Source organism: Mesorhizobium sp. (genome assembly GCF_041661565.1).
In the GTDB taxonomy this organism is placed as follows: domain Bacteria; phylum Pseudomonadota; class Alphaproteobacteria; order Rhizobiales; family Rhizobiaceae; genus Mesorhizobium.
The window spans coordinates 15,459-41,523 of the sequence record NZ_JBAZUD010000027.1; the positions used below are offsets into that span (position 1 = coordinate 15,459).

At 63.7% G+C, this 26,065-nt stretch carries 23 protein-coding genes; 18 read left to right on the forward strand and 5 right to left on the reverse strand.

Annotation, left to right across the window (positions count from 1 at the left end; translation table 11 throughout):
• Positions 1-79: 79 nt before the first annotated feature.
• From WC739_RS07310 to otsB, 9 genes are all read left to right on the forward strand, one after another.
• On the forward strand, positions 80-784 hold the full coding sequence (locus tag WC739_RS07310; RefSeq protein WP_372952352.1) for a gamma-glutamylcyclotransferase: 705 nt from the start codon (positions 80-82) through the stop codon (positions 782-784).
• Positions 785-936: 152 nt separating this feature from the next.
• On the forward strand, positions 937-2,301 hold the full coding sequence (locus tag WC739_RS07315; RefSeq protein ID WP_372952353.1) for an NAD(P)-dependent oxidoreductase: 1,365 nt from the start codon (positions 937-939) through the stop codon (positions 2,299-2,301).
• 2 nt (positions 2,302-2,303) lie between these two features.
• Positions 2,304-3,617 (forward strand): NAD-dependent dihydropyrimidine dehydrogenase subunit PreA, encoded by a 1,314-nt coding sequence (gene preA / locus WC739_RS07320; protein WP_372952354.1) that lies wholly within the window; start codon positions 2,304-2,306, stop codon positions 3,615-3,617.
• A 367-nt stretch (positions 3,618-3,984) separates the two neighbouring features.
• Positions 3,985-4,530, forward strand: coding sequence for an Rrf2 family transcriptional regulator (locus tag WC739_RS07325; protein ID WP_372952355.1), 546 nt, complete (start codon positions 3,985-3,987; stop codon positions 4,528-4,530).
• Complete coding sequence (locus tag WC739_RS07330; RefSeq protein WP_372952356.1) at positions 4,527-4,985, forward strand: carboxymuconolactone decarboxylase family protein; 459 nt, start codon at positions 4,527-4,529, stop codon at positions 4,983-4,985. The genes WC739_RS07325 and WC739_RS07330 overlap by 4 nt, the downstream gene beginning before the upstream one ends.
• Before the next feature lie 140 nt (positions 4,986-5,125).
• Positions 5,126-6,187 (forward strand): glycosyltransferase family 4 protein, encoded by a 1,062-nt coding sequence (locus WC739_RS07335; RefSeq protein ID WP_372952357.1) that lies wholly within the window; start codon positions 5,126-5,128, stop codon positions 6,185-6,187.
• Positions 6,188-6,233: 46 nt separating this feature from the next.
• Complete coding sequence (locus WC739_RS07340; RefSeq protein ID WP_372952358.1) at positions 6,234-8,396, forward strand: glycogen debranching N-terminal domain-containing protein; 2,163 nt, start codon at positions 6,234-6,236, stop codon at positions 8,394-8,396.
• A 138-nt stretch (positions 8,397-8,534) separates the two neighbouring features.
• A complete protein-coding gene (locus tag WC739_RS07345; protein ID WP_372952359.1) occupies positions 8,535-10,310 on the forward strand; it encodes a trehalose-6-phosphate synthase in 1,776 nt (591 codons plus the stop codon).
• Positions 10,310-11,050, forward strand: coding sequence for a trehalose-phosphatase (gene otsB / locus WC739_RS07350; protein WP_372952360.1), 741 nt, complete (start codon positions 10,310-10,312; stop codon positions 11,048-11,050). Before WC739_RS07345 ends, otsB begins: the two co-directional genes overlap by 1 nt.
• Before the next feature lie 32 nt (positions 11,051-11,082).
• Here otsB and WC739_RS07355 read toward each other — a convergent pair whose 3' ends face one another.
• Entirely contained in the window at positions 11,083-11,718 is a 636-nt protein-coding gene (locus WC739_RS07355; protein WP_372952361.1) for a TetR family transcriptional regulator C-terminal domain-containing protein, read from the reverse strand.
• 227 nt (positions 11,719-11,945) lie between these two features.
• On the opposite strand from WC739_RS07355, the gene WC739_RS07360 reads away from it, so the two are divergent.
• The 4 genes from WC739_RS07360 to WC739_RS07375 all read left to right on the forward strand — a co-directional run bounded on the left by WC739_RS07360 (position 11,946) and on the right by WC739_RS07375 (position 16,491).
• The gene (locus WC739_RS07360) at positions 11,946-13,274 is read left to right on the forward strand and encodes an aspartate aminotransferase family protein (RefSeq protein ID WP_372952362.1); all 1,329 of its coding nucleotides are present in this window, start codon (positions 11,946-11,948) and stop codon (positions 13,272-13,274) included.
• 72 nt (positions 13,275-13,346) lie between these two features.
• Complete coding sequence (locus WC739_RS07365) at positions 13,347-14,597, forward strand: Zn-dependent hydrolase (RefSeq protein ID WP_372952363.1); 1,251 nt, start codon at positions 13,347-13,349, stop codon at positions 14,595-14,597.
• A gap of 63 nt (positions 14,598-14,660) precedes the next feature.
• Positions 14,661-16,112: a dihydropyrimidinase gene (gene hydA / locus WC739_RS07370; protein WP_372952364.1), complete on the forward strand. Its 1,452-nt coding sequence runs from the start codon at positions 14,661-14,663 to the stop codon at positions 16,110-16,112.
• A 1-nt stretch (position 16,113) separates the two neighbouring features.
• Complete coding sequence (locus WC739_RS07375) at positions 16,114-16,491, forward strand: hypothetical protein (protein WP_372952365.1); 378 nt, start codon at positions 16,114-16,116, stop codon at positions 16,489-16,491.
• 17 nt (positions 16,492-16,508) lie between these two features.
• On the opposite strand, the gene WC739_RS07380 is transcribed toward WC739_RS07375, so the two are convergent.
• Positions 16,509-16,913: a cupin domain-containing protein gene (locus tag WC739_RS07380; protein ID WP_372952366.1), complete on the reverse strand. Its 405-nt coding sequence runs from the start codon at positions 16,911-16,913 to the stop codon at positions 16,509-16,511.
• Between the two features lie 130 nt (positions 16,914-17,043).
• Between WC739_RS07380 and WC739_RS07385 the strand changes: the two genes are divergently transcribed.
• The 5 genes from WC739_RS07385 to WC739_RS07405 all read left to right on the forward strand — a co-directional run bounded on the left by WC739_RS07385 (position 17,044) and on the right by WC739_RS07405 (position 21,932).
• The gene (locus tag WC739_RS07385; RefSeq protein WP_372952367.1) at positions 17,044-17,835 is read left to right on the forward strand and encodes an ABC transporter ATP-binding protein; all 792 of its coding nucleotides are present in this window, start codon (positions 17,044-17,046) and stop codon (positions 17,833-17,835) included.
• Between the two features lie 448 nt (positions 17,836-18,283).
• The gene (locus WC739_RS07390) at positions 18,284-19,162 is read left to right on the forward strand and encodes an ABC transporter permease (RefSeq protein ID WP_372952368.1); all 879 of its coding nucleotides are present in this window, start codon (positions 18,284-18,286) and stop codon (positions 19,160-19,162) included.
• Positions 19,159-20,313: an ABC transporter permease gene (locus WC739_RS07395; protein WP_372952369.1), complete on the forward strand. Its 1,155-nt coding sequence runs from the start codon at positions 19,159-19,161 to the stop codon at positions 20,311-20,313. Before WC739_RS07390 ends, WC739_RS07395 begins: the two co-directional genes overlap by 4 nt.
• 39 nt (positions 20,314-20,352) lie before the next feature.
• Positions 20,353-21,324, forward strand: coding sequence for an ABC transporter substrate-binding protein (locus tag WC739_RS07400; RefSeq protein ID WP_372952370.1), 972 nt, complete (start codon positions 20,353-20,355; stop codon positions 21,322-21,324).
• Positions 21,325-21,494: 170 nt separating this feature from the next.
• Positions 21,495-21,932, forward strand: coding sequence for a CHRD domain-containing protein (locus WC739_RS07405; protein ID WP_372952371.1), 438 nt, complete (start codon positions 21,495-21,497; stop codon positions 21,930-21,932).
• A gap of 40 nt (positions 21,933-21,972) precedes the next feature.
• Here the strand turns inward: WC739_RS07405 and WC739_RS07410 are convergent, their stop codons facing one another.
• From WC739_RS07410 to WC739_RS07420, 3 genes are all read right to left on the reverse strand, one after another.
• Positions 21,973-23,622, reverse strand: coding sequence for a thiamine pyrophosphate-binding protein (locus WC739_RS07410; RefSeq protein WP_372952372.1), 1,650 nt, complete (start codon positions 23,620-23,622; stop codon positions 21,973-21,975).
• Entirely contained in the window at positions 23,619-24,794 is a 1,176-nt protein-coding gene (locus WC739_RS07415) for a CaiB/BaiF CoA transferase family protein (RefSeq protein WP_372952373.1), read from the reverse strand. The genes WC739_RS07410 and WC739_RS07415 overlap by 4 nt, the downstream gene beginning before the upstream one ends.
• 101 nt (positions 24,795-24,895) lie before the next feature.
• Positions 24,896-25,828, reverse strand: coding sequence for an alpha/beta fold hydrolase (locus WC739_RS07420; protein ID WP_372952374.1), 933 nt, complete (start codon positions 25,826-25,828; stop codon positions 24,896-24,898).
• Between the last annotated feature and the right edge of the window lie 237 nt (positions 25,829-26,065).

The following is a 26,065-nucleotide window of genomic DNA, read 5'->3' on the forward strand; positions in this document are numbered from 1 at the left end:
GGCCATCGTCGCAGGCCCGCCTTTCAGACTTGCCTGAGCGGCGGATTTCGATTTCTCTGTGTCAAACGGGGTGTCGTTCATGCGCCGGATGTCGCTCACGCCAGAGCTTGTCGCACTATGCCATCGACCGGAGGCCGATCCCGGGCCGGATCCGAGCTGGACGGAGATGACCGACGGGGATTTCCGGGATCTTGCCGTGCGGCTGTCGCTCGCTGCCGACGAGGGGCCGCTCTGGGTGTTCGCCTACGGGTCGCTGATCTGGAAACCGGAATTCGAGTCCGTCGAGCAGCGGCTCGCCACGGCCTTCGGCTGGCACCGCTCCTTCTGCCTCGACATGGTACGCTGGCGCGGCAGCCTCGAACAGCCGGGGCTGATGATGGCGCTCGAACGGGGCGGACGCTGCGACGGCGTCATCTACCGCCTGCCGGACGGCGAGAAGCCAGCGCAGATCGAAAGGCTGTTGCGGCGCGAAATCAACGACCATGAAAGCGTCAGTTCGGTCAGGTGGCTGCCGGTGCGCACGGCGGATGGCATGATGCGGGCGATCGGCTTCTGGGTCGGCGTGAAGGGCAGGGGAACATCGCTGAACCAGCCGCTCGACCGCGTGGCAGGCGTGCTGGCCCGCGCCTGCGGGCATATCGGCTCCGGTGCGGAATATCTCTACAACACGGTCAGCCACCTTGAAGCGTTTGGAATCCGCGACCGTAATTTGTGGCGGCTGCAGGAACTGGTGGCGGATGAGATCATGGCGATTCACAGGACCCGGCTTGGCCGTGGCGATTAGGGCTGCCCAGAAACAGCAACACCCAAATAAGATGAGCAAACGGGTCATGTTTTTGGCATATCTTTTCAAGGAGTTGGGTCAAAAATTGACCAATTGATAAAAAAATTAAACGTGCTAGCTTTTCTCAAAACGAAAACATGGGGAACCGCACGATGCCAGAAGGCCAGAACAGGGAAGGCATTGCCGGCGGCCGGCTCCCTCCCCACCGGTACGCCGACAATTTCTCCGATTTGCACCCGCCGCTCGATCACCATGAGGCGCTGGTCGAGTCCGACCGCTGTTACTTCTGCTACGACGCGCCATGCATGAACGCGTGCCCGACCTCGATCGACATTCCGCTGTTCATCCGCCAGATCTCGACCGGCAACCCGATCGGCTCGGCCAAGACGATCTTCGACCAGAACATCCTGGGCGGCATGTGCGCCCGCGTCTGCCCGACCGAGACGCTGTGCGAGGAAGTCTGCGTGCGCGAGATCGCCGAAGGCAAGCCGGTGCAGATCGGCCGCCTGCAGCGCTACGCCACCGACGCCGCGATGCGCGAGAACAAGCAGTTCTATCCACGCGCCGCGCCGACCGGGAAGACGGTCGCCGTCGTCGGCGCCGGGCCGGCCGGGCTCGCCGCCGCGCACCGTCTCGCCCGTCACGGCCATGAGGTTTCCATCCTGGAAGCGCGGCCAAAGGCCGGCGGCCTCAACGAATACGGCATCGCCGCCTATAAGAGCGTCGACAATTTCGCTCAGGCGGAGGTGGACTACGTGACCGCCATCGGCGGCATCGATATCCAGAATGGCAAGGCGCTCGGCCGCGACTATCAGCTCTCCGACCTGATCCGCAACTACGACGCGGTGTTCCTCGGCATGGGGCTTGGCGGCGTCAACGGGCTACGCGCCGAAGGCGAGGACGCCTTCGGCGTCACCAATGCGGTCGAGTTCATCTCGGAACTGCGCCAGGCCAGCGATCTCTCCAGCCTGCCGGTCGGCCGCCGCGTCGTCGTCATCGGCGGCGGCATGACGGCGATCGACGCGGCCGTGCAGTCGAAGCTGCTCGGCGCCGAGGAGGTGACGATCTGCTACAGGCGCGGCCAGGAGCACATGAACGCTTCCGAGTTCGAGCAGGATTTGGCCGCCGCCAATGGCGTCACCATCCGTCACTGGCTGCAGCCCAGGCGGGTGATTGCCGAAGGCGGCAAGGTCAGCGCCATCGAAGTCGAATACACCGCCATGGACGGCGACAGGCTTGCCGGCACCGGCGAGACGCTGACGCTCGTCGCCGACCAGGTATTCAAGGCGATCGGCCAGAGCTTTGTGCCGACGGCGCTCAACGGCAGCGGTGCCGCGATCGACCTCGAAGCCGGCCGCATCAAGGTCGATGCGGAAGGGCGTACTTCGCTGGCCCAGGTGTGGGCCGGCGGCGACTGCATATTCGGCGGCAATGACCTTACGGTCTCGGCCGTGGCACAGGGCCGCGACGCGGCCGAGAGCATCCATCGGGCACTGACCTCGAACGGGAGGGCATGAGCATGGCTGATATCCGCAACAATTTCGTCGGCATCAAATCGCCCAATCCGTTCTGGCTGGCCTCGGCGCCGCCGACCGACAAGGCCTACAACGTCATCCGTGCCTTCAAGGCCGGCTGGGGCGGCGTGGTGTGGAAGACGCTGGGCGAGGAAGGCCCGCCGGTGGTCAACGTCAACGGCCCGCGCTACGGCGCGATCTGGGGCGCGGACCGGCGGCTGCTCGGCCTCAACAACATCGAGCTGATCACCGACCGCGACCTGCAGACCAATCTGCGCGAGATGAAGCAGGTCAAGATGGACTGGCCGGACCGGGCTCTGGTCGCCTCGATCATGGTGCCTTGCGAAGAGGCAAGCTGGAAAGCCATCCTGCCGCTGGTCGAGGAAACCGGCGCCGACGGCATCGAGCTCAATTTCGGCTGTCCGCACGGCATGTCGGAGCGCGGCATGGGCGCCGCCGTCGGCCAGGTGCCGGAATATATCGAAATGGTGGTGCGCTGGTGCAAGCAGTACACGCGCATGCCCGTCATCACCAAGCTCACGCCCAACATCACCGATATCCGCAAGCCGGCGCGGGCAGCGCATGCAGGCGGCACGGATGCCGTCTCGCTGATCAACACCATCAACTCGATCACCGGCGTCGACCTGGACTCGTTCGCGCCGCAGCCGACCATCGACGGCAAGGGTTCGCATGGCGGCTATTGCGGCCCGGCGGTGAAGCCGATCGCCATGAACATGGTGGCCGAGATCGCGCGTGATCCGGAAACACGCGGGCTGCCGATCTCCGGCATCGGCGGCATCACCACTTGGCGCGACGCCGCCGAATTCATGGCGCTCGGCGCCGGCAATGTTCAGGTCTGCACGGCGGCGATGACCTATGGCTTCAAGATCGTGCAGGAGATGATCGCCGGCCTGGAGAACTGGATGGACGAGAAGGGCCATGCGACGCTGGACGATGTGGTCGGCCGCGCCACGCCCAACGTCACCGACTGGCAGTATCTCAACCTCAACTACGTCGCCAAGGCGCATATCAACCAGGACGCCTGCATCAAATGCGGCCGCTGCCACATCGCCTGCGAGGACACCTCGCACCAGGCGATCACCAACATGGTCGACGGCGTCAGGTATTTCGAAGTGATCGAAGCCGAATGTGTCGGCTGCAATTTGTGCGTCAATGTCTGCCCGGTGGAGAATTGCATCACGATGGAGCCGCTGGCGGCCGGCGTGCTCGACCAGCGCACCGGCAAGCCGGTGTCGCCGATCTACGCCAACTGGACCACGCATCCGAACAATCCGATGGCCAAGGTGGCAGCGGAGTAGTTTACCGCCGAGGGCGCAGCAGATTCCTTCTCCCCGTCACTATACGGGGAGAAGGTGTCGCCGCAGGCGGATGAGGGGCAGCGCTTCCCTCTTGAGATAATCTGCGCGGCTTGTCGTCCCCTCATCACTTACGTCGCGCAATCGCCTAAGCGTTTGCCGAGGGTGCCTTGTGTGCCGCAGTGGCGCTGCCCCTCATTGCCCTGCCGGGCATTTCTCCCCGTATAGGGACGGGGAGAAAGACGCTGTCCGCGCCGACTTTGCCAAATCCCGACGTATTCCCGCATCGAAAACGGATGGCTCTTCATTTTCTTATTGCGGATATATCTTATCCACGATATAATCTATCCATGAATTGGAGAACGACATCATGAAGCTTGGCGAGGGCGTTGAAGCGGCAATCCACTGCGCTGCCACGCTGGCGAGTGTCGTGCCCAACAGCACCATGCCGGCGGCCGCGCTCGCGGAGTCGTTTGGCCTGTCGCCGAGCTATCTCCTGAAGCACCTCAACATGATGGCCGCGGCACGAATCCTGGAATCGGTGCCGGGTCCGGCGGGCGGCTACCGGCTGGCGCGGGCGGCCGAGCGGATAACGCTGCTCGACATCGTGCTGGCCATAGAAGGGCGCGAACCGGCTTTCCGCTGCGGCGAGATTCGCCGCAACGGCCCGGTCAAGCTCGATGCCTCCGCCTACGTGAAACCATGCGGCATCAACGCTGCGATGCTGAAGGCCGAGCGAGCCTACCGCGCCGCGCTTGCCGAAACACGGTTGTCGGACATCGTGGCGGATTACCAGGCGGAAGGCGATCCGAGATCGATCGCCGCGAGCTGTGCCTTCGTGGCGCGCCACCAGCGGCCGCAGAAATCGAGTTCAACCAAGCAACCTGAAAACACGCAGGAAAGGACAAGACGATGAAACAGAGGCTGCAGTTTTTCGCCAAGGCGCCCGATCTGATGAAGACCGTGTCGGCGCTGAACAAGGCGGTCGATGAATGCGGGCTGGAGGTGAGCCTGCTCCACCTGATCAAGCTCAGGGCTTCGCAGATCAATGGCTGCTCCTACTGCGTCGAGATGCACAGCCGCGAGGCAAGGCGCGACGGCGAGACCGAGCAGCGGCTCTATCTGGTCGCGGCCTGGAAGGAATCGCCATTGTTTTCCGAGCGTGAGCGCGCCGCCTTCGCCTGGACGGAAGCCGTGACCCTGATCGCGAACAATGGCGTTTCGGACGAGCTCTACGCGCGTACATTGGAGCATTTCTCGGAGGAGGAACTGGTCAAGCTGTCCGTGGCGCTCGGCATGATCAACACCTGGAACCGGCTGTGCATCCCGTTCCACGCCATCCATCCGATGCCGGCGGCCAAGGCCGCCTGATCATCGTGCCAACGGCCGCCAGTCAAGGAAACGGCGCTCCGTTAGCCTTGCACCGTGCGCGGCCACGTCGATCACGATATCGGAACCAATCGAGGCGCTGACGCATTTCGACCCTGAATGCCCTGCAACCAGGATGACATATGAAAATCGCCCATGTCGCGCCGCTTTATGAATCGGTGCCGCCCAAACTCTATGGCGGCACCGAGCGCATCGTCTCCTATCTGACGGAAGCGCTGGTCGATCTCGGACATGAGGTGACGCTGTTTGCCAGCGGCGACAGCCGGACGTCGGCAAAACTGGTGCCGGGCCGCGAATGCGCCCTTCGTCTCGATCCGCGACCGCTGAAATCGGAGACGGCGGCGCATCTTTCGATGCTCGCAGAGGTGCGGGACAGGGCGCGGGAGTTCGACGTCATCCATTTCCACCTCAGCCATTTCCTGCACTTCTCGTTCTTCGAGGACATGGCCGGGCGAACGGTGACGACGCCGCATGGCAGGCTGGATTATGTCGACCTGGCGCCGGCCTATGAGCGGTTCCCGCGCTTTCCGATGATTTCCATTTCGCACAGCCAAAGGACAGGGCTTTCCCAGGCCAACTGGCTGGCGACGATCCACCATGGATTGCCGACCGACATTTACGAGCCGACTTTCGAGACGGCGGCGGAGGAACCCTATCTTGTCTTCCTCGGCCGGTTTTCCCGCGACAAGCGGCCGGACCGCGCCATCGAGATCGCGCAGCGCTCGGGCCTGAGGCTGAAGCTTGCGGCCAAGATCGGCGATGATGATCGCGCCTATTTCCACGAAGTGGTCGAGCCTCTGATCGACGGCGATCGCATCGACTATGTCGGCGAGATCGAGGAGAACCAGAAGGCTGAATTCCTCGGCAAGGCGGCCGGGTTGTTGTTTCCGATCGACTGGCCGGAACCGTTCGGTCTTGCCGCGATCGAGGCGATGGCCTGCGGCACGCCGGTGATCGCGTGGAATTGCGGCGCGCTGCCGGAGATCATAGATCAGGGCGTCACCGGCTTTATCGCCGATACGATGGACGGCGCGGTTGCCGCCGTCCCGGAGCTGCTGCGCCTCGACAGACGAAAGGTCAGGGCCGTTTTCGAAAAACGGTTCTCCGCCAGAAGAATGGCGGGCGACTATCTGGCCGCTTACGCTCGGCTGATCGGCGTTCCGAACGAAGCGAAGGCATCGTAACCGCGACGCGCCAGCGCGGACGCGAAATGACAGGGATTTGTGACTGATGACAAAACTCGACGAGCGCCAGCTCGATCCCGCCGTGGCGCTTGCCTCGCTGGACGAGACAGCTCCGCGTGAGCCGCACCGGCTGTTCGCGCTCAAGCAGGGCGATTGTTTCGTCGTTGCCGACGCTTATGGCGACATACGCGGCGCGGGCGACGGCTTCTTCCGCGACGACACGAGAGTGCTCTCGGAATTCCGGCTGACCGTCGGCGGCAGGCAGACATCGTTGCTTGGCGCTTCCCTCAGCCAGGACAATGTGCTGTTCACCACCAACCTGACCAATCTGCCCATCCAGAGCGCCGGCGGACACGATATTCCGCAGGGCGCGATCCATGTCGAACGCGTCAGGCTGCTGTGGCAGGACAGGCTGTTCGAACGAATCACCCTTGCCAATTACAGCCGGGAAAGCTCGACGATCGGGGTTTCGCTGAGCTTTGCCGCCGATTTCCGCGACATGTTCGAAGTGCGCGGCTCGACACGGGCCAAGCGTGGGGTGGCTCATGTCGCCGAGACGAATGCGAGCAGCGTGCTGCTGCGCTACGACGGGCTGGACGGCGTGGCCCGGGCTTCCGCGATATCGTTCTCGCAAGCACCGGACCAGTTGACGAGCGACCGGGCGGACTTCCTGCTCGCGGTGAGCAAGCGCAGTTCCAAGGTTCTCTACATCGAAGTGGGGTCAGCGGCGGCGGACGCGCCCGACCGCGACCGTTTCCGGGCCGCCGCGGCGCGTGCGCGTTTTGGCATGCGGGCCAAGCGACGGCATGGCGCGACCGTGCACAGCTCCGGCCGCGTCTTCAACGACTGGGTCGAGCGTGCCCGCGCCGACGTCGCGCTGCTCACCACCGAGCTTGCAACCGGGCCTTATCCCTATGCCGGCATCCCCTGGTTTTCGACGGCGTTCGGCCGCGACGGCGTCATTTCGGCGCTGCAGATGCTGTGGCTCAACCCGGGGCTGGCGCGCGGCGTGCTCGCCTTCCTGGCGGAACATCAGGCGACGGAGACGTCGCCGTTCAGCGATTCGCAGCCGGGCAAGATCATGCATGAAACCCGCAAGGGGGAGATGGTGGCGCTGCGCGAGCTTCCGTTCGGCCGCTACTATGGCGGCGTCGATACGACGCCGCTCTACATCCATCTTGCCTGTGCCTATGCCGATCGTACCGGCGACATGGCGTTCATCGACAGCCTGTGGCCCTCGCTATGCGCCGCGGCCGAATGGACCGAGGAGGCCGGCCGCGAGACCGGCTTCGTCACCTATCAGCGGGCGGCCGAGTCCGGGCTCGCCAACCAGGGATGGAAGGACAGTTTCGATTCCGTCTTCCACGCCGACGGCCGCATTCCCAAGGGTCCGATCGCGCTGGTCGAGGTGCAAGGCTATGTCTTTGCCGCCTTCCGGGGGCTGGCCAAGCTCGCCCGCCGCCGCGGCGAGAACGAGAGGGCGGACCACTGGGAGAGCCGCGCGGAGGCCATGCGGGTCGCGGTGGAGCGCGATTTCTGGTTGGAAGATTTGGGTTTCTATGCCCTCGCCATCGATGGTGCGGGCGAACCCTGCAAGGTGCGCACCTCCAATGCCGGGCATCTGCTGCTTGTCGGGCTACCCGAACCTGAACGGGCGAAGATGGTCGCCGACCAGCTTCTGTCCGCCTCTTTCCATTCCGGCTGGGGCTTGCGCACGCTGGCCGACGATGCCGTGTTCTTCAACCCCATGTCGTACCACAATGGCTCCATATGGCCGCACGACACCGCCATCTGCGGGGCGGGGTTGGCGCGCTATGGTGAAAGGGAAAGCGTAGTCCGCCTGATGAGCGGAACCTTCGAATCGGCGGTCCACTTCAACATGCGGCTGCCCGAACTGTTCTGCGGCTTCACCCGTGCGCCGGGTGAGGCGCCGATCGCCTACCCGGTTGCCTGCCTGCCGCAGGCGTGGTCGGCGGGTTCGGCCTTCATGCTGATGCAAGCCTGCCTTGGCCTCGAGATCGATGGGTGGGATGGAGAGATCCGCGTTACCCGCCCGCGTCTGCCGATCGGTATCGACACGCTTACGCTGCGCCATCTGGGCGTTGGCGATACCAGGGTCGACCTGACATTCCAGCGGGTCGGCGACCGTGTCGTGGCTTTTCTTGCCGATCGGCATGAAGGGCTGGTGCCGCTCATCGTCAGGACATGAGGGGCAATTACCGGAACCGATCCCGGTTTTGTGCGTTGCAAAAACACAGCCTTGGGCAATGAGCTGATTGCCGGGGCAGGACTTCAAATCGGAAACATCAGCAAGCGGCCGCCGAACGGCCGGGCGAGTTGGCATTCAATGACCGATTATAGCGCGGCTCTCCTCTGGGTTTTGATCATCGCGAGCCTTGGGTTTTCCGCATTCGCCGTTTTCTTCTCCCTGTCCAGGCACCGCCGCGCTCATCCTCCAATTGTTGCGCGACCGTCGGGCGAAGACGTGGCCGCGGAAGCCGCGCGCAAGGTGATCCGGGAGTTCGAGAAGAACGCCCAGTCGGTCGATTCCGCCCTGGTGACATGGTCGCCCGAAACCTTACGCAAGATCCTGGCCGACGACCTGCCGGACGCGCAGGTCATCGTGGTCTCCAACCGCGAACCCTATATCCACAACACCAAGGGTGACGGCATCGAACTGTTGGTTCCGGCCAGCGGACTTGTTTCGGCGCTCGAGCCGATCACGCGCGCCTGCGCCGGCACCTGGATCGCCTATGGCGGCGGCAGCGCCGACCGTGAAACGGTGGACAAGGACGATCGCGTGCAGGTGCCGCCCGACAATCCGTCCTACACGCTGCGGCGGGTCTGGCTCACGGAGGAAGAATATCAGGGCTATTATCTCGGCTTCGCCAATGAGGGGCTCTGGCCGCTCTGCCATATCGCTTTCACCCGGCCGATTTTTCGCCAGTCGGACTGGGAAGCCTATGAGGCCGTCAACCGCAAGTTCGCCGATACGGTTGTTGCCGAAGCCCGCAACGAGCGGCCGATCGTGCTGGTTCAGGATTACCACTTCGCGCTTCTGCCACGGATGATCCGCGAGCGCCTGCCCGAGGCCATCGTCATCACCTTCTGGCATATCCCATGGCCGAACTCCGAGGTGTACAGCATCTGCCCGTGGCGAGAACGCATTCTCGAGGGGCTGCTCGGCAGTTCGATCATCGGCTTCCACACCCAGTTCCATGCCAACAATTTCACCGAAAGCGTCGATCGCTTCCTGGAAAGCCGCATAGAGCGTGCCGACGCGGCCATCTCCTATGGCGGGCAGACGACGCTGGTGCACGCCTATCCGATCTCCATAGAATGGCCGGCGGAGCTGCTGGCGAAACTGCCCGACGTCGAGGACTGCCGCGCCCGCCTGCGCGAAAGGTTCTCCCTGAAGCCGGATGTGAAGCTGGGCGTCGGGGTCGAGCGCCTGGACTACACCAAGGGCATTCTCGACCGGTTCCAGGCGTTGGACGAATTGTTCAAGCGCTACCCGGAATGGATCGGAAAGCTGGTCTTCCTGCAGATAGCGGCGCCCAGCCGCGGCACGCTGCCGGCCTATCAGCTGCTGCATGACGAATGCCACCGCTATGCGGAGGAGCTGAATGAGCGTTATGGCAGCGAGGGCTACAAACCGGTCATCATGGTGGCCGAACACCACTCGCAGGAACAGGTCTACGAGATCTATCGCGGCGCCGACATCTGCATGGTGACCAGCCTGCATGACGGCATGAACCTGGTGGCCAAGGAATTCGTCGCCGCGCGTGACGACGAGCAGGGCGTCCTGATGCTCAGCACGTTCGCCGGCGCGTCGCGGGAGTTGCTGGAGGCGCTTATCGTCAATCCTTACGACGCCGCCATGATGAGCGAGGCGCTGTTGCAGGCGCTGACCATGACGCCGGACGAACAGCGCGAGCGCATGCGGCCCATGCGCGAGATCGTTCGCAACAACAATGTCTATCGCTGGGCCGGCAGCATGCTCCTGGATGCGGCGCGCCTGCGCAAGCGCGGTGATCTCGACAAGGTAACCGGCGCTGGCGCCACGCCGTCCGCCATCGACAATGTCATCTCAATCGCCGAGCGGAAAAGGATGGCAATCTGATGAGTGAAGCTCTGCAAGCCCCGCCCGCCCTGCTGACAGGCGATTGGGCGCTGTTCCTCGACATCGACGGCACCTTGCTGGAACATGCCGACCATCCGGACGCCGTATCGGTCAGTGCCGAGCTGCGGTCCTTGCTGCAAGACCTGGAGCGCAAACTGGACGGGGCATTGGCCGTCATCACGGGCCGCTCGGTCGCGGTCGTCGACCATCTTTTCCAGCCGTTGAAGCTCCGCGCCGCCGGGCTCTATGGCCTGGAACACAGGCTGATGCCCGATGACGATGTCGAAGCCGCCGGAGAACCCGCCGACATCGCGGCCCTCGCGGACGAGATCGAGGCCGAGTTGGGCCGAGGGCAGGCGCATATCGAGCGCAAGGGACGGGTGCTGGCGATCCACACGCGCGCCGCTCCGCACCTACTCCCACGCGCGACTGAGCTTGTCGAGCAGGCCCTGGCCTCGCTGCCGAAGGGTTACCGGGTGGTCCCCGGCAATGCCGGCGTGGAGCTGCTGCCGCTCGAAGCCGCCAAGGGCGCCGCCATCCGGCGCTTCATGGCCATCGCGCCATTCGCGGGCCGCCGGCCGGTCTTCCTGGGCGACGACACGCCCGACGAAAACGGCTTCGAGGCCGTGAATGATGCCGGGGGAATTTCGATACGGATCAGGCCGCCGGCGCAGACCGCGGCGCAATATGGCCTCGTCGGCGTTGGCGAAACCCTGGAATGGCTGAGAAGCCAACTCTGACTGGCCAACGAGTTTAGGCGCACCATGAGGCGCTAGCCCTTCGGCTTCAGGCCATCCAGAAACAATTGCTCCAGGAACCTTGCCGCGTCCTCGAAGCGGCCTTCGCCGCCGCGGTTCGGCCCCAGCACGGCGCGTACCTGGACGTCGAAATCGGCATAGTGCTGGGTCGTTGCCCAAATCGAGAAGATCAGGTGCCAGGGATCGGTCCTGGTGATCTTGCCGGCGCGCATCCAGCCCCTGATGACGGCCGCCTTCTCGTCGACCAGCGTTTTCAGCTCACCCTCCAGCAGCGGCATGATGCGCGGCGCGCCCTGCAGGATTTCATTGGCGAAGAGGCGGCTCTCGCGCGGAAAATCGCGCGCCATTTCGAGCTTGCGCCTGATGTAGCTCCTGAGTTCGGTCATGGGATCGCCGATGTCGTCGAGTTCCCTGAGCGGCGCCAGCCAAGTGTCGAGCAGGCGCTGCATCAGCGTCTCGTGGATGTCCTCCTTGCGGCGGAAGTAATAGAGCAGGTTGGGTTTCGACATGCCGGCGGCTTCGGCGATCTGGTCGATGGTCGAGCCGCGGAAGCCATGAGCGGAGAACACTTCGAGCGCGGCCTCAAGGATGAGTTCGCGCTTTTCCTGCTGGATGCGGGTGCGGCGAGGGGCTTCGGTGCCGGTGGTCACCGTTGCGAACCCTCGCTTCTGGGGTCATCTGGACCAATTCTCTGGACCAGTTTTTCCCTGGCCTGTGGAACGCACTTCAGGAGCCGCATTTCCGCTAGTAATCCCTTGACCGCCGACAGGGCGGTGCTAACGTTTGTCCAATCGGTCAAAAATTTGCGTAGCATGAAAGCGCGACAAAGACCAAGCGTTGGGCGCACCGAAACAGGTTACAAGGGGAAGTCTTGGTCATGTCCAACAGGCTGAAAGTCACGCCGAACGATCTCAGCGCATTCTGGATGCCGTTCACCGCGAACCGGCAGTTCAAGCAGGCGCCGCGCATGATGGTGTCCGCCAAGGACATGCATTACACGACCAGTGACGGCCGCAAGGTGCTGGACGGCACCGCGGGCCTCTGGTGCGTCAATGCCGGCCACTGCCGGCCGAAGATCACCGAGGCGATCCAGCAGCAGGCTGCAGAGCTCGACTACGCGCCGGCCTTCCAGATGGGCCATCCGATCGTGTTCGAACTGGCCAACCGGCTGGTCGATCTGGCGCCGAAGGGCATGGACCATGTGTTCTTCACCAATTCCGGTTCGGAATCGGTCGAGACCGCGCTGAAGATGGCGATCGCCTATCACCGCGTGAAAGGCGAGGGCTCGCGTACCCGCCTGATCGGCCGCGAGCGCGGCTATCACGGTGTCAATTTCGGCGGCATCTCGGTCGGCGGCATCGTCACCAACCGCAAGATGTTCGGCACGCTGCTCGGCGGCGTCGACCACATGCCGCATACGCATCTGCCGGAAAAGAACGCGTTCACCAAAGGCGTGCCGGAATATGGCGCGGAACTCGCCAATGAACTCGAGCGCATCGTCACCCTGCACGACGCCTCGACCATCGCCGCCGTCATCGTCGAGCCGGTCGCCGGCTCCACCGGCGTCATCCTGCCGCCCAAGGGCTATCTGCAGAAGCTGCGCGAGATCTGCACCAAGCACGGCATCCTGTTGATCTTCGATGAGGTCATTACCGGGTTCGGCCGTCTAGGCACGCCCTTCGCCGCCGACTATTTCGGCGTCACGCCCGACATCATGACGACCGCGAAAGGCGTCTCCAACGGCGTCATCCCGATGGGCGCGGTGTTCGTCAAGAAGGAAATCCACGACGCCTTCATGACCGGCCCCGATCATATGATCGAGTTCTTCCACGGCTATACCTATTCGGGCAATCCGATCGCCTGTGCGGCGGCACTCGGTACGCTCGACACCTACAAGGAAGAGGGGCTGTTGACCCGTGGCGAAGAGCTGGCGCCCTATTGGGAAGATGCGTTGCATTCGCTGAAGGGCGAGCCGAACGTCATCGACATCAGGAACATCGGCCTCATCGGCGCGATCGAGCTGGCGCCGATCGCCGGCCAACCGACCAAGCGGGCCTTCTCGGCCTTCGTCAAGGCGTTCGAGCGCGGCGCGCTGATCCGCACCACGGGCGACATCATCGCGCTGTCGCCGCCGCTGATCATCACCAAGGGCCAGATCAACGAGTTGATCGACCACGTGCGGGATGTGCTGAGGTCGATCGACTAGAAGCCAGCTTGCCTGGATGGGCGGGCGGCGGTAACCGCCGCCCGCCCAAGATATTAAATGGAAGGACTTTGAATGGCCGCGCCCGGCGAGAATCTGCGAGTCAATTCAGACCGTTTGTGGGATTCGCTGATGGAGATGGCGAAGATCGGCCCCGGCATTGCCGGCGGCAACAATCGCCAGACCGTGACCGACGAGGATGGCGAAGGCCGGCATCTGTTCAAGCGCTGGTGCGAGGCGGCCGGGCTCGAGATGGGGCTCGACGAGATGGGCACGATGTTCGCCCGCCGCGAAGGCACCGATCCCAGCCTGCCGCCTGTCTATGTCGGCAGCCATCTTGATACGCAGCCGACCGGCGGCAAATATGACGGCGTGCTCGGCGTGCTGGGCGGGCTGGAAGTTGTGCGCTCGCTCAACGACCTCGGCATCAAGACGAAACATCCGATCGTGGTCACCAACTGGACCAACGAGGAGGGCTCGCGCTTTGCCCCTGCGATGATGGCGTCCGGCGTGTTCGCCGGCGTGCTCGACCAGGCGGACGTCTATGAGCATACCGACAAGCAGGGCAAGAAGTTCGGCGAGGAATTGGAGCGCATCGGCTGGAAGGGCACCGAGAAGGTCGGCGATCGCAAGATCCACGCCTTCTTCGAACTGCATATCGAGCAGGGGCCGATCCTCGAGGACGAGGACATCGACATCGGCGTCGTCACCCACGGCCAGGGGCTGAAATGGCTGCAGGTGACGCTCACCGGCAAGGAGGCCCATACCGGCTCGACGCCAATGCCCAAGCGCCGCAATGCCGGCCTCGGCATGGCGCGCGTCATCGAACTGGTGCACGAGATCGCCATGGACTACCAGCCCGACGCTGTCGGCGCGGTCGGCCACATGGAGGTGTTTCCGAACTCGCGCAACATCATCGCCGGCCGCACCGTCTTCACCATCGACATCCGCTCGCCTGAAAAGGAAGTGCTGGACGCCATGGACGGCCGCATCCGCGAAGGCATCGACACGATCTGCGAGGCGCTCGACATCCAGTACACAATAGAACAGGTCGGCGCGTTCGATCCGGTCACGTTCGATGCCGGCTGCGTCAAGGCGATCCGCGATGCCGCCGAACGGCTCGGCTACTCCCACCGCAACCTCGTCTCCGGCGCCGGCCACGACGCCTGCTGGATCAACCGCGTCGCGCCGACCGCCATGGTGATGTGTCCCTGCGTCGATGGCCTCAGCCACAACGAGGCCGAGGAGATCACCAAGGAATGGGCCTCGGCGGGGGCCGATGTGCTGTTCCACGCGGTGGTGGAGACGGCTGTCATCGTGGAATGAGCCCAGAATCTGCATTCCAAACGCCGCTCACAAAGAAGCGCGAAGAGAACAGGGAACGAGAAAATGACCAAAGTCATCAAGAATGGCACCGTCGTCACCGCCGACCGCAGCTGGAAGGCCGACGTGCTGTTCAGCCACGGCAAGATCGTCGCCATCGGTGCGGACCTGCATGGCGACCATGAATACGACGCTACCGGCTGCTATGTGATGCCGGGCGGCATCGATCCGCATACCCATCTCGAAATGCCTTTCATGGGCACCTATTCGGCCGATGATTTCGAATCCGGCACGCGGGCGGCGCTCGCCGGCGGCACCACGATGGTGGTCGATTTCTGCCTGCCGGCGCCGCAGCAATCGCTGCTCGAGGCCTTGCAGATGTGGGACAACAAGACCTCGAAGGCGTCGTGCGACTATTCCTTCCATATGGCGATCACCTGGTGGGGCAAGCAGGTGTTCGACGAGATGGCCACCGTCGTCGACAAGGGCATCACCTCGTTCAAGCACTTCATGGCCTACAAGGGCGCGCTGATGGTCGACGACGACGAGATGTACGCGTCGTTCCAGCGCTGCGCCGACCTTGGCGCCCTGCCGCTGGTGCATGCCGAGAATGGCGACGTGGTTGCCGCTTTGTCGCAGAAGCTGCTGGCCGCCGGCAACAATGGCCCCGAGGGCCATGCCTATTCGCGCCCGCCCGAAGTGGAAGGCGAAGCGACAAATCGCGCCATCATGATCGCCGACATGGCCGGCGTGCCGCTCTATGTCGTGCATGTCTCCTGCGAGCAGAGCCACGAGGCGATCCGCCGGGCGCGGCAGAAGGGCATGCGCGTTTTCGGCGAGCCGCTCATCCAGCACCTGACGCTGGACGAGAGCGAGTATTTCGACAAGGACTGGGATCATGCGGCGCGCCGCGTGATGAGCCCGCCCTTCCGCAACAAATTGCATCAGGATTCGCTGTGGGCCGGCCTGCAGGCCGGATCGCTGCAAGTGGTGGCGACCGACCATTGTGCCTTCACCACCAAGCAGAAGCGCAACGGCGTCAGTGATTTCACCAAGATCCCGAACGGCACCGGCGGGCTCGAGGACCGGCTCTCGGTGCTATGGACGAAGGGAGTCGCGACTGGCCGCCTGACGATGAACGAATTCGTCGCTGTGACGTCGACGAACATCGCCAAGATCCTCAACATGTATCCAAAGAAGGGCGCCATCGTCGAAGGCGCCGACGCCGACATCGTCGTGTGGGACCCGAAGCGCAAGAAGACGATCAGCGCCGGGACGCAGCAGTCGGCCATCGACTACAACGTTTTCGAGGGATTCGAGGTGACCGGCCTGCCGCGCTTCGTGTTCTCGCGCGGTGAACTGTCGATCCAGGAGAATGAGGTCAAGACCAGGCAGGGTCATGGCCAGTTCGTCGGCCGCGAGCCGAACGCGGCGGTCAACCGGGCGCTGTCGACGTGGAAAGACATCACCGCGCCGCGCAAGGTCGAACGGACCGGCATTCCGGCGACGGGTGTCTGACATGGGGCGCGGGGGACTTCTTTTCGCGGCTGTCCTGGTTCTGGCTGCGAGCCAAGTGTCGGCGGCCGGCATCGACCTCAGCAAGCCTTACGGCGACAAATATGGCTGCATCAACAGGAACGGCCAGGAAGTCGCGGCCGACCAGATGCTTCTCCTGACCGACAAGGAACTGATCACCGCGGCCAGCGCCTGCACGTTCAGCGACAAGCAGGCGCAGGCCGACGGATCGCTGGTGGTGACAGCGACATGTGAGGCGGAAGGCGAGGAAGGACAGGAGCCGACCAAGTTCACCATCAAGCGCAGCGCAAAGAATGCGAAGAAGCTGGTGGTGACCGACGAAGACGGCAACGTCATGGGCGAAGTCTCCCGGTGCAAGTGACGCCGGTCGCGCCCGTTTCAGGCGACCAGCGCATCCAGGTCCGGCAACAGGACGACGCTTTCCTGTTCGTTGGGATCGGTGCGGGCGATGACGGCCGAGGAGGGCGCGTTGCTCAGATTGGCCGGCAGATGCGGCACGCCGGCGGGAATGTAGAAGAGGTCGCCGGCCTTGACGACGATATGATGCTCGAGCCGGTCGCCATACCAGGTATGGACTTCGCCGGAGAGCACGTAGATCGCCGTCTCGTGGTTCTCATGGAGATGGGCCTTGGCGCGGGCGCCGGGCGGCATGGTAAGCACATGCATGCAGATGCCGGCGGACCCGACTGTTTCGCTGGCGATGCCGGCGAAATAGGTCAATCCCTGCTTGCCTTCATAAGTGGTTTCGGGGCGGATAAGATGACAGGTGGGTTTGGGCGACATCGGGGAACTCCGGGCGTCGGTTTGAGTGGGACAAGACCAATGGGACTGGGCGAGTGGAAAACAACATCGCGATAAAAGCAATCGGTATCCGGCCGGCGCCAAGGTCACGGAAACAGGCAGGCGACCGCCGATGACCGCGATTTCGCCAGCCGTTGTCGCGGCAAGCAAACTGGGTCTCACCTTCCAGACCAATGACGGGCCCGTGCAGGCGCTGTCCAATGTCGACCTGACCATCGACAAGGGGGAGTTCGTTTCCTTCATCGGTCCCTCCGGCTGCGGCAAGACCACATTGCTGCGGGTCATTGCCGATCTGGAGAAACCGACCTCGGGAACGATCTCGGTCAACGGCATGACCCCCGAACAGGCACGCGAGAAGCGCGCCTACGGCTACGTCTTCCAGGCCGCCGCCCTGTTCCCCTGGCGCACCATCGAGCGCAATGTCGGCCTGCCGCTGGAGATCATGGGCCTGTCCAGGGCCGAACAGGCGCAGCGCATCAAGCGCACGCTCGACCTCGTCAACCTCTCGGGCTTCGAGAAGAAATATCCCTGGCAGCTGTCGGGAGGCATGCAGCAGCGCGCCTCGATCGCCCGCGCGCTCGCCTTCGACGCCGACCTTCTGCTGATGGACGAGCCGTTCGGCGCGCTGGACGAGATCGTGCGCGACCACCTCAACGAACAATTGCTGGAGCTGTGGGCGCGCACCAACAAGACGATATGCTTCGTCACCCACTCCATTCCGGAAGCCGTGTATCTCTCGACGCGCATCGTCGTCATGTCGCCGCGGCCCGGCCGGGTCAGCGACATCATCGAATCGACGCTGCCGAAGGAGCGGCCGCTCGACATCCGCGAGACGCCGGAGTTTTTGGCGATCGCCGCGCGCGTGCGCGATGGCTTGCGGGCAGGGCACAGCTATGATGATTGAGGGGGTGCAGGAGCAAGCGGCTAGCCATGGCTTCGTCATCCTAGGGCGGAGCAGGCACGAAGGCGTCATCCTAGCACACAGCAGGCGCGGATCGGCATCTGCCGTGGGGCGGCGTAATCACCCGTTCGCGGCGAGAGCGGCCACAAGCTCTTTCGTCATCCTAGGGCGAAGCAGGCGCGAAGCCGCCTGTGGAGACCCTAGGATCCATTCCGTGACGTTGGCCGAAGGGCGCAGGCGGGCGAGAATATCCGCTTGGGCTGGCGCTGCAAGAAACGCAGCTTTCTGCACCGTCGCGGAGCGTCGAGTTCACGGAATGGATCCTAGGGTCTGCGCCGCGTCGCTTCGCTCCTTGCTCCGCCCTAGGATGACGAAGAGAAAGGCACCCGGCCTTCGCTTTGCTCCGGCCACCCTCTCCCCGGCGGGGAGAGGAGAAGGGGAGGCCAGCTAGATGGACACCTTCCGCGACAAGCTCATCCCCGTCACCTCCATCCTCGTCGGTGTCGTCATCCTCTGGTATATCATGGCGGTTGTCCTCAACGCGCCGTTCCAGCGCGACCTCGACCGCCGCGCCAACGAGACCTCCACTTTCAGCCAACTCATCGGCAAGACGCTGTCGCAGCCGAAGCCGACGCTGCCGGCGCCGCATCAGGTGGCGGTGAACTTCTTCGAGAACACCTTCCTGCGGCCCGTCACGTCGAACCGCAGCCTCGTCTACAATGCCTGGGTGACGCTGTCGTCGACCCTGCTCGGCTTTGCTTTCGGAACCGCGCTGGGCATCATCATAGCGGTCGGCATCGTGCATGTGACGACGCTTGATCGCAGCCTGATGCCGTGGATTATCGCTTCGCAGACGATCCCGATCCTGGCGGTGGCGCCAATGATCATCGTGGTTCTGGCGGCGGTCGGCATCACCGGCCTGATCCCGAAAGCGATGATCTCGACCTATCTGTCGTTCTTCCCGGTGACGGTGGGCATGGTGAAGGGGCTGCGTTCGCCCGAGATCATGCATCTCGACCTGATGCACACCTACAATGCCAGCGGCGCGCAGACCTTCTGGAAATTGCGCGTGCCGGCCTCGGTGCCGTTCCTGTTCACCTCGATGAAGGTGGCGGTCGCGGCAAGCCTGGTCGGTGCCATCGTCGGCGAACTGCCGACCGGGGCGGTCGCCGGCATCGGCGCCAAGCTGCTGGCAGGCGCCTATTACAGCCAGTCGATCGACATCTGGTCAGCCCTGGTCGCCGGCTCGGTTGTGGCGGCCCTTCTGGTCATGGTGGTGGGCATTGCCGGCCGCATCGTCGACCGCGCCATGGGCGGGAGGCCCGCATGAACCCGCTGAAACCGTCCTGGCAAGCGGTGCTGGCCATTGTGCTGTGCCTGGCCGGACTTGCCTTCGGCGCGATCGCCGCGCCAAAAGTAGACCCGCTGGCGCAGCCAGCCGGGACGTTGATCCATCCCTATGCAACGACAAGCTGGCTGATCTTCGGCGTGCTGCTTCTCGCTGCTTTGATCTCCATGGCCAGAATACCGGCCATCGTCGAAGCCGTCGTGCTCTTCATCGTCGCACATCTTGCGGCCTGGCTGCTGATCGGTGGCATCGCCGGCTTCGAAGGCCAGGCACGGGCGCCGTACTTCCTGCTGCTCACGGCTGCCTGGCTGCTTGGCTGGCGTTGCGTGGCGGTGCTGTCGGGACTTCGTCCAATGTCGGGTTCGTCCCGGAATGCGCTGCGCCTGATCATACCCGCCATCTTCGGCGCCTGGATCCTGATCATCTGGGAAGCGGTGACGCGCGGCGCCGGCGTTCCGTTCATCCTGCTGCCGCCGCCCAGCGCCATCGGCGCGCGCATTGTCAGTTCGCTGCCGGTCCTGGGGGCTGATGTCCGGCAGACAATCTTCAAGGCGGTGATCTTCGGCTATGTGGTCGGCAGCGGCGCCGGCTTCATCACCGCGATCCTCGCCGACCGCGTGCCGTTCCTGCGGCGCGGGCTCCTGCCGATCGGCAACATGGTCTCGGCGCTGCCGATCATCGGCGTCGCGCCCATCATGGTGATGTGGTTCGGCTTCGACTGGCAGTCAAAGGCAGCGGTGGTCATCATCATGACCTTCTTCCCGATGCTGGTGAACACGGTCGCCGGGCTTGCTGCTTCAGGCCATATGGAGCGCGACCTGATGCGCACCTACGCGTCGGGCTACTGGCCGACGCTGATCAAGCTCCGGCTGCCGGCCGCGGCGCCTTTCATCTTCAACGCGCTGAAGATCAACTCGACGCTGGCGCTGATCGGCGCCATCGTCGCGGAGTTCTTCGGCACGCCCGTCGTCGGCATGGGCTTCCGCATCTCGACGGAGGTCGGGCGGATGAACATCGACATGGTCTGGGCCGAAATCGCGGTTGCAGCCCTTGCGGGTTCGGTCTTTTATGGCGTGGTGGCTCTTATCGAAAGAGCCGTCACGTTTTGGCATCCCTCTGTCCGTGGTGGATAGGGCGGTGGGTACAGGGCACTAACTTCAGAGGGTAGAAAAATGAAAAGACTGATTATTCCCGTTCTGGCCGGCGCGATGTCGCTGGCCGCCTTCCAGGCGATGGCCGCCGACAAGGTGACGTTGCAGCTGAAATGGGTCACGCAGGCCCAGTTCGCCGGCTACTATGTCGCCAAGGCCAAGGGTTTTTATGAGGCCGAGGGGCTCGACGTCGACATCAAGCCGGGCGGTCCCGACATCGCGCCCGAACAGGTGATCGCCGGCGGCGGCGCCGACGTCATCGTCGACTGGATGGGCGGCGCGCTGGCCGCGCGCGAAAAGGGCGTGCCGCTGGTCAACATCGCACAGCCGTTCAAGAAGGCCGGCATGGAACTGGTCTGCCCGAAGGACGGACCTATCAAGACCGAAGCCGACTTCAAGGGGCATACGCTCGGCGTCTGGTTCTTCGGCAACGAGTACCCGTTCTACGCCTGGATGAACAAGCTTGGCCTGAAGACCGAAGGTGGCCCGGACGGCGTGACCGTTCTCAAGCAGAGCTTCGACGTGCAGCCGCTGATCCAGAAGCAGGCCGACTGCATCTCGGTGATGACCTACAACGAGTACTGGCAGCTCATCGACGCCGGCTACAAGCCGGAACAGCTCACCGTGTTCAACTACTCGGCGATGGGCAACGACCTGCTCGAGGACGGGCTCTATGCCTCGGAAGACAAGCTCAAGGACCCGGCCTTCGCCGACAAGATGGTGCGTTTCGTGCGCGCCTCGATGAAGGGCTGGAAATACGCCATCGACAACAATGACGAGGCGGCAAGCATCGTCATTGATGGCGGCGGCCAGGACGAGAACCATCAGAAGCGCATGATGAGCGAAGTCGCCAAGCTTATCGACAATGCCGACGGCAAGCTCGACCCGGCAACCTACGAGCGCACCGCCAAGGCGCTGCTTGACCAGAAGATCATCACCAAGGAGCCCACGGGCGCCTACACGACGGCGATCACCGACAAGGCCGTCCAGTAAGAGGACCGCTCAGTTCGACGGATACGGAAAGGGGCGGGCGACCGCCCCTTTTCTTATTGCGGCCAGTCACAATAGCGTGTGGGGGGATACATTAGGCCGTTCAGCCGTTGGGTTGATGCATGCGCGCGCCGGGGAGCCGTGACGCATGCAACATCCAATCGGAGGTTTCCATGCGCATTAGAACTTTCCTGCCGGTGCTTTCCGCACTGGCCGTTTCGGCTGCCCTGTTTGCTTCGCCCGCACTGGCCGAAATGGTCAAGTACAAGGCGACGCTCGACGGCAGCCAGCAAACCCCGCCGGTGACCACGAAGGGCAAGGGTTCGGCCACCCTGACGTTCGATACCGTCAAGAAGACCCTCAGCTGGAACGTCAAGTATTCCGGACTGAGCGGGCCGGCGACGGCCGCGCACATCCACGGCCCGGCGGCGATGGGTGAAAACGCTGCACCTGTCATCCCGTTCAAGAAACTGAAGAGCCCGATCAAGGGCTCGGAGACGCTCACCGATGCCCAGGCCGCCGACCTGGAGGCGGGCAAATATTACGTCAACGTCCACACCGCCGCCCACAAGGATGGCGAAATCCGCGGACAGATCGAAAAGGCCATGTAAGCCATGCGCCGAGGCGAGGGGCGGGCGACCGCCTCTTGCCTCACGCCTTGTCGCGGATCTGGCTCATCGTCCGGGTCGGCGTGATCGCCTCCGGGTCGAGCCTGATCTCGACGATCGACGGCTTGCCGCTGGCGCGGGCCCGCTCGAAGGCGGGAGCGAAGTCCGCCGTCTTCTCGACCGTCTCACCATGGCCGCCATAGGCTCGGGCCAACGCCGCGAAATCAGGGTTTTTCAGGTCGGTGGCCACGACGCGGCCGGGATATTCGCGCTCCTGGTGCATGCGGATCGTGCCGTAGATGCCATTGTTGACGACGACCACGATGATCGGCAGGTCGTACTGCACGGCGGTGGCGAATTCCTGCCCGTTCATCAGGAAGCAGCCGTCGCCGGCGAAGGCGACCACGGTGCGCTCCGGGAACAATTGTTTTGCGGCGACCGCGGCAGGGGTGCCGTAGCCCATCGAACCCGATGTCGGCGCGGCCTGCGTGGCGAAGCGACGGAAGCGATGGAAGCGATGCACCCAGGTGGCGTAGTTGCCGGCGCCGTTGGCCAGGATGGCGTCGTCGGGCAGAACCTTCTCGAGATAGTTCATGATCGGTCCCATCTGCACCGGGCCGGGACCGCTTTCAGGCGGCGTCGACCAGTCGAGATAGGCGGCATGCAGCCTGGGTGTCTCCGCGGCCCAGACGGGCTCCGAGGCAGGCTTGCGGCTGGCGAAGGCCTCGATGAAGGCGGAGGGCGACGCATTGATCGCCAGCGTCGGCCGGTAGACGCGGCCGAGCTCGCCGGCATCGGCATGGACGTGGACCAGCGTCTGGTCGGGGTAGGGGCTCTTCAAGAGCGTGTAGTCGGAGGACGGCATCTCGCCCATCCGGCCGCCGATGAGCAGCACGAGATCGGCCTGCTTGATCGCTGTTGCCAGCTTCGGATTGATGCCGATGCCGACATCGCCGGCATAGTTGGGGTGCAGATGGTCGAACAGCATCTGGCGGCGGAAGGAACAGCCGACCGGCAGCGACCAGGCTTCGGCTATGGCACGCATGCCAGCCACGGCTTCAGCATCCCAGCGCGTGCCGCCGAGAATGACGAAGGGCCGCCTGGCCTTGGCCAGAAGATCTTGCAATGCATCGAGTTCGGCTTCGCCGGGCCGGGTTTCCACCGGCGTGTACGGCAAGGCGGCGGGCGCTTCGGCGATGCCGGTCAGCATATCCTCCGGCAGCGAGATGACGACCGGCCCGGGTCGGCCCGATGTCGCCACCGCGAAGGCGCGGGTGACGAATTCCGGAATGCGCGAGGCGTCGTCGATCTCGACCACCCATTTGGCGATGTCGCCGAAGAACCTGACGTAGTCGACCTCCTGGAAGGCCTCGCGCTGCTTGGCATGGCTGGCGACCTGGCCGATGAACAGGATGAGCGGGATCGAATCCTGCATGGCGATGTGGATGCCTGCCGAGGCGTTGGTGGCGCCGGGGCCGCGCGTGACGAAGCATATACCGGGCTTGCCGGTCAGGCGGCCGTGACAATCGGCCATCATCGCCGCGCCGCCTTCCTGACGGCAGACGATCGTGCGGATCGATGAGTCATGCAGCGCGTCGAGAACCGCCAGGTAGGATTCGCCGGGCACGCAATAGACGCGGTCGGTGCCGTTGGCTTCCAGCGCGTCGACGATCAGTTGTCCGCCGGTCTTCATTGTCCAGACTTCTCCAGTTCGGCAAGGATTTCTTGCGTGTGCTCGCCCAGGCGCGGCGAGGGGCGCTCATAGACGAGCGGTGTTTCAGACATGACCATCGGCGCGCGCACCGATGGCAGGACATTGCCATGGCCGTCGTCGAGGTCGAGCCGCATGCCGCGCGCGATCGTCTGCGGATCGGCGAACATCTGGCCGATCGTGTTGATCGGGCTCGCCGGCACGCTGGCGGCTTCCAGCTTTGCCAGCAGCGGATCACGATCGAAGGCCTTCAGCGCCTCGATGATATGCTCTCGCAGCTTCACCCGGTTGGCGACCCGGGCAGGATTGGTGGCAAAGTTGGGATCTACGGACAGTTGATCCAATCCGACGGCGGCGCAGAATTTGGCGAACTGGCCGTCATTGCCGACCGCCAGGATGATGTGGCCGTCCCTGACAGGCACCACCTCGTAGGGCGCGATGTTCATGTGCGCGTTGCCCATCTGCACCGGCGATTTTCCGGAGATGAGATAGTTCATGTTCTGGTTGCCGAGCGCCGAGATCTGCGTGTCGAACAGCGCCATGTCGATGTGCTGGCCCTCGCCGGTCTTCTCGGCATGACGCAGGGCGGCCTGGATGGCGATGACGGAATAGAGGCCGGTGAAGATGTCGGAAATGGCGACGCCGGCCTTTTGCGGCTCACGGCCGACCTCGCCGGTGATCGACATCATGCCGGCCATGGCCTGGATGATGAAATCATAGCCGGCGCGGGGCGCATACGGTCCGGACTGGCCAAAGCCGGTGATCGAGCAATAGATCAGGCGCGGATTGATCTTGTGCAGGCTGTCGTAGTCGAGCCCGTATTTCTTCAGGCCGCCAAGCTTGAAGTTCTCGATCAGCACATCCGAGGTGGCGATGAGGCGGCGCACGGTCTCGGCACCTTCCGGTGTCGAAAAGTCGATGGCGATGGAGCGCTTGCCGCGATTGCAGGCATGATAATAGGCGGCCGACAGGTTCTCGCCGTCCTTGCCGATGACGAAGGGCGGGCCCCATTTGCGGGTGTCGTCGCCACCATCGGGACTTTCGACCTTGATGACGTCGGCGCCGAGATCGGCCAGCAACTGCCCCGCCCAGGGTCCAGCCAGGATTCGGGCGAGTTCGACGACGCGGACGCCTTTCAGCGGGGGTTCGGTCATAAATCACCGTGATTGTCGCAATCATCGTGATTGCCGCGAAAGCAGAGCCTCTATCAAGCCCGGCACCGGCTGTCACGACCCCTTGCGATGGGCCAGTGCCTTCACCGCTTCAGCACGGCTTCGGCCCAAGCGGCGAAATCGGCCATGATCATGTCGCGATTCACCTCGTTCAGGCTTTCGTGGCGGGTGTCGGCGTAAACCTTTGAAACGAGATTCGAAAAACCCATCGCGCGCATGCGTTTCGCGAGCTGGTCGACAGCCTTGCCGTAATCCGAAGCCGGGTCCTTCTCGCCGCCGATGATGGCGACCGGTAGATCGCGCCGGACGCCGGCAAAGGCGGCATCCCTGCCACCGTTCAGCGCCATCCAGACCACGTCACGCCACATCGACACCGAGGCATCCCAGCCGCACAGCGGGTCGGCAATATATTTGGCCACTTCTGCTTCGTCGCGCGACAGCCAGTCGAACAATGTGCGGTGATTGGGCACCGCCTTGCCCCAGGCCTGGAAGGTCAGCCGGGGCAGTATGCGTGATGGGACGTCGGAGCCGAGGCGCATCCGCTCCCAGGCGAGAATGCCAAGCGCTAGCTGCCCGAGCAGGCCGGCCGAGAAGTTGCCGTTCCAGATCGCGGCCGCATGGACGCGCGGTGCGTGATGCAGAAGATAGTTCAGCGCCACCGACGCACCCATCGAATGGCCGAAGAGGATGACCGGCAGGTTCGGCTGTTCGCTGGCGATGAGATCATGGATGGCGTGGACATCGGCGATCACCTTGGCCGGGCCATCCTTGTCGGCGAACCTGCCAAGCGGTGCGTCGGGTGCCTTGGTCGCGCCGTGGCCACGATGGTCGTGGACATAGATGTGGAAACCGCGCGGCGCGAGGAAATCAGCGAAGCGGGCGTATCGCGCGGCGTGCTCGGCCAGCCCATGGTTGATCTGCACCACGGCGCGTGGCCGGCCATCGGCTTGCCGGACGAAAAGGTTGAGTTGGGCACCGCTCGGAGAGGCAACCATGCGCTGCTGGCTGAATGACATGCCGCTTGGTCTCCGGGCCCTGGCCGCTGTGACGGCGCAAGCTTGTTTGCCCCCGCGAACGGTATTGCGTCAATCCGCGTGCCGGTTTTTCCGCGACGATGTTTCTTGCGTTTGACCAGCGAATTATCGCAATTCTGACACGGAGACAGCGGCAATCTGTCGGTCCAAATGTTCTCAGACAGGATTCCCATGCGTATTGGTGTTGTTTTCGGATTTGCCATGCTGGCGGCGTCGCTG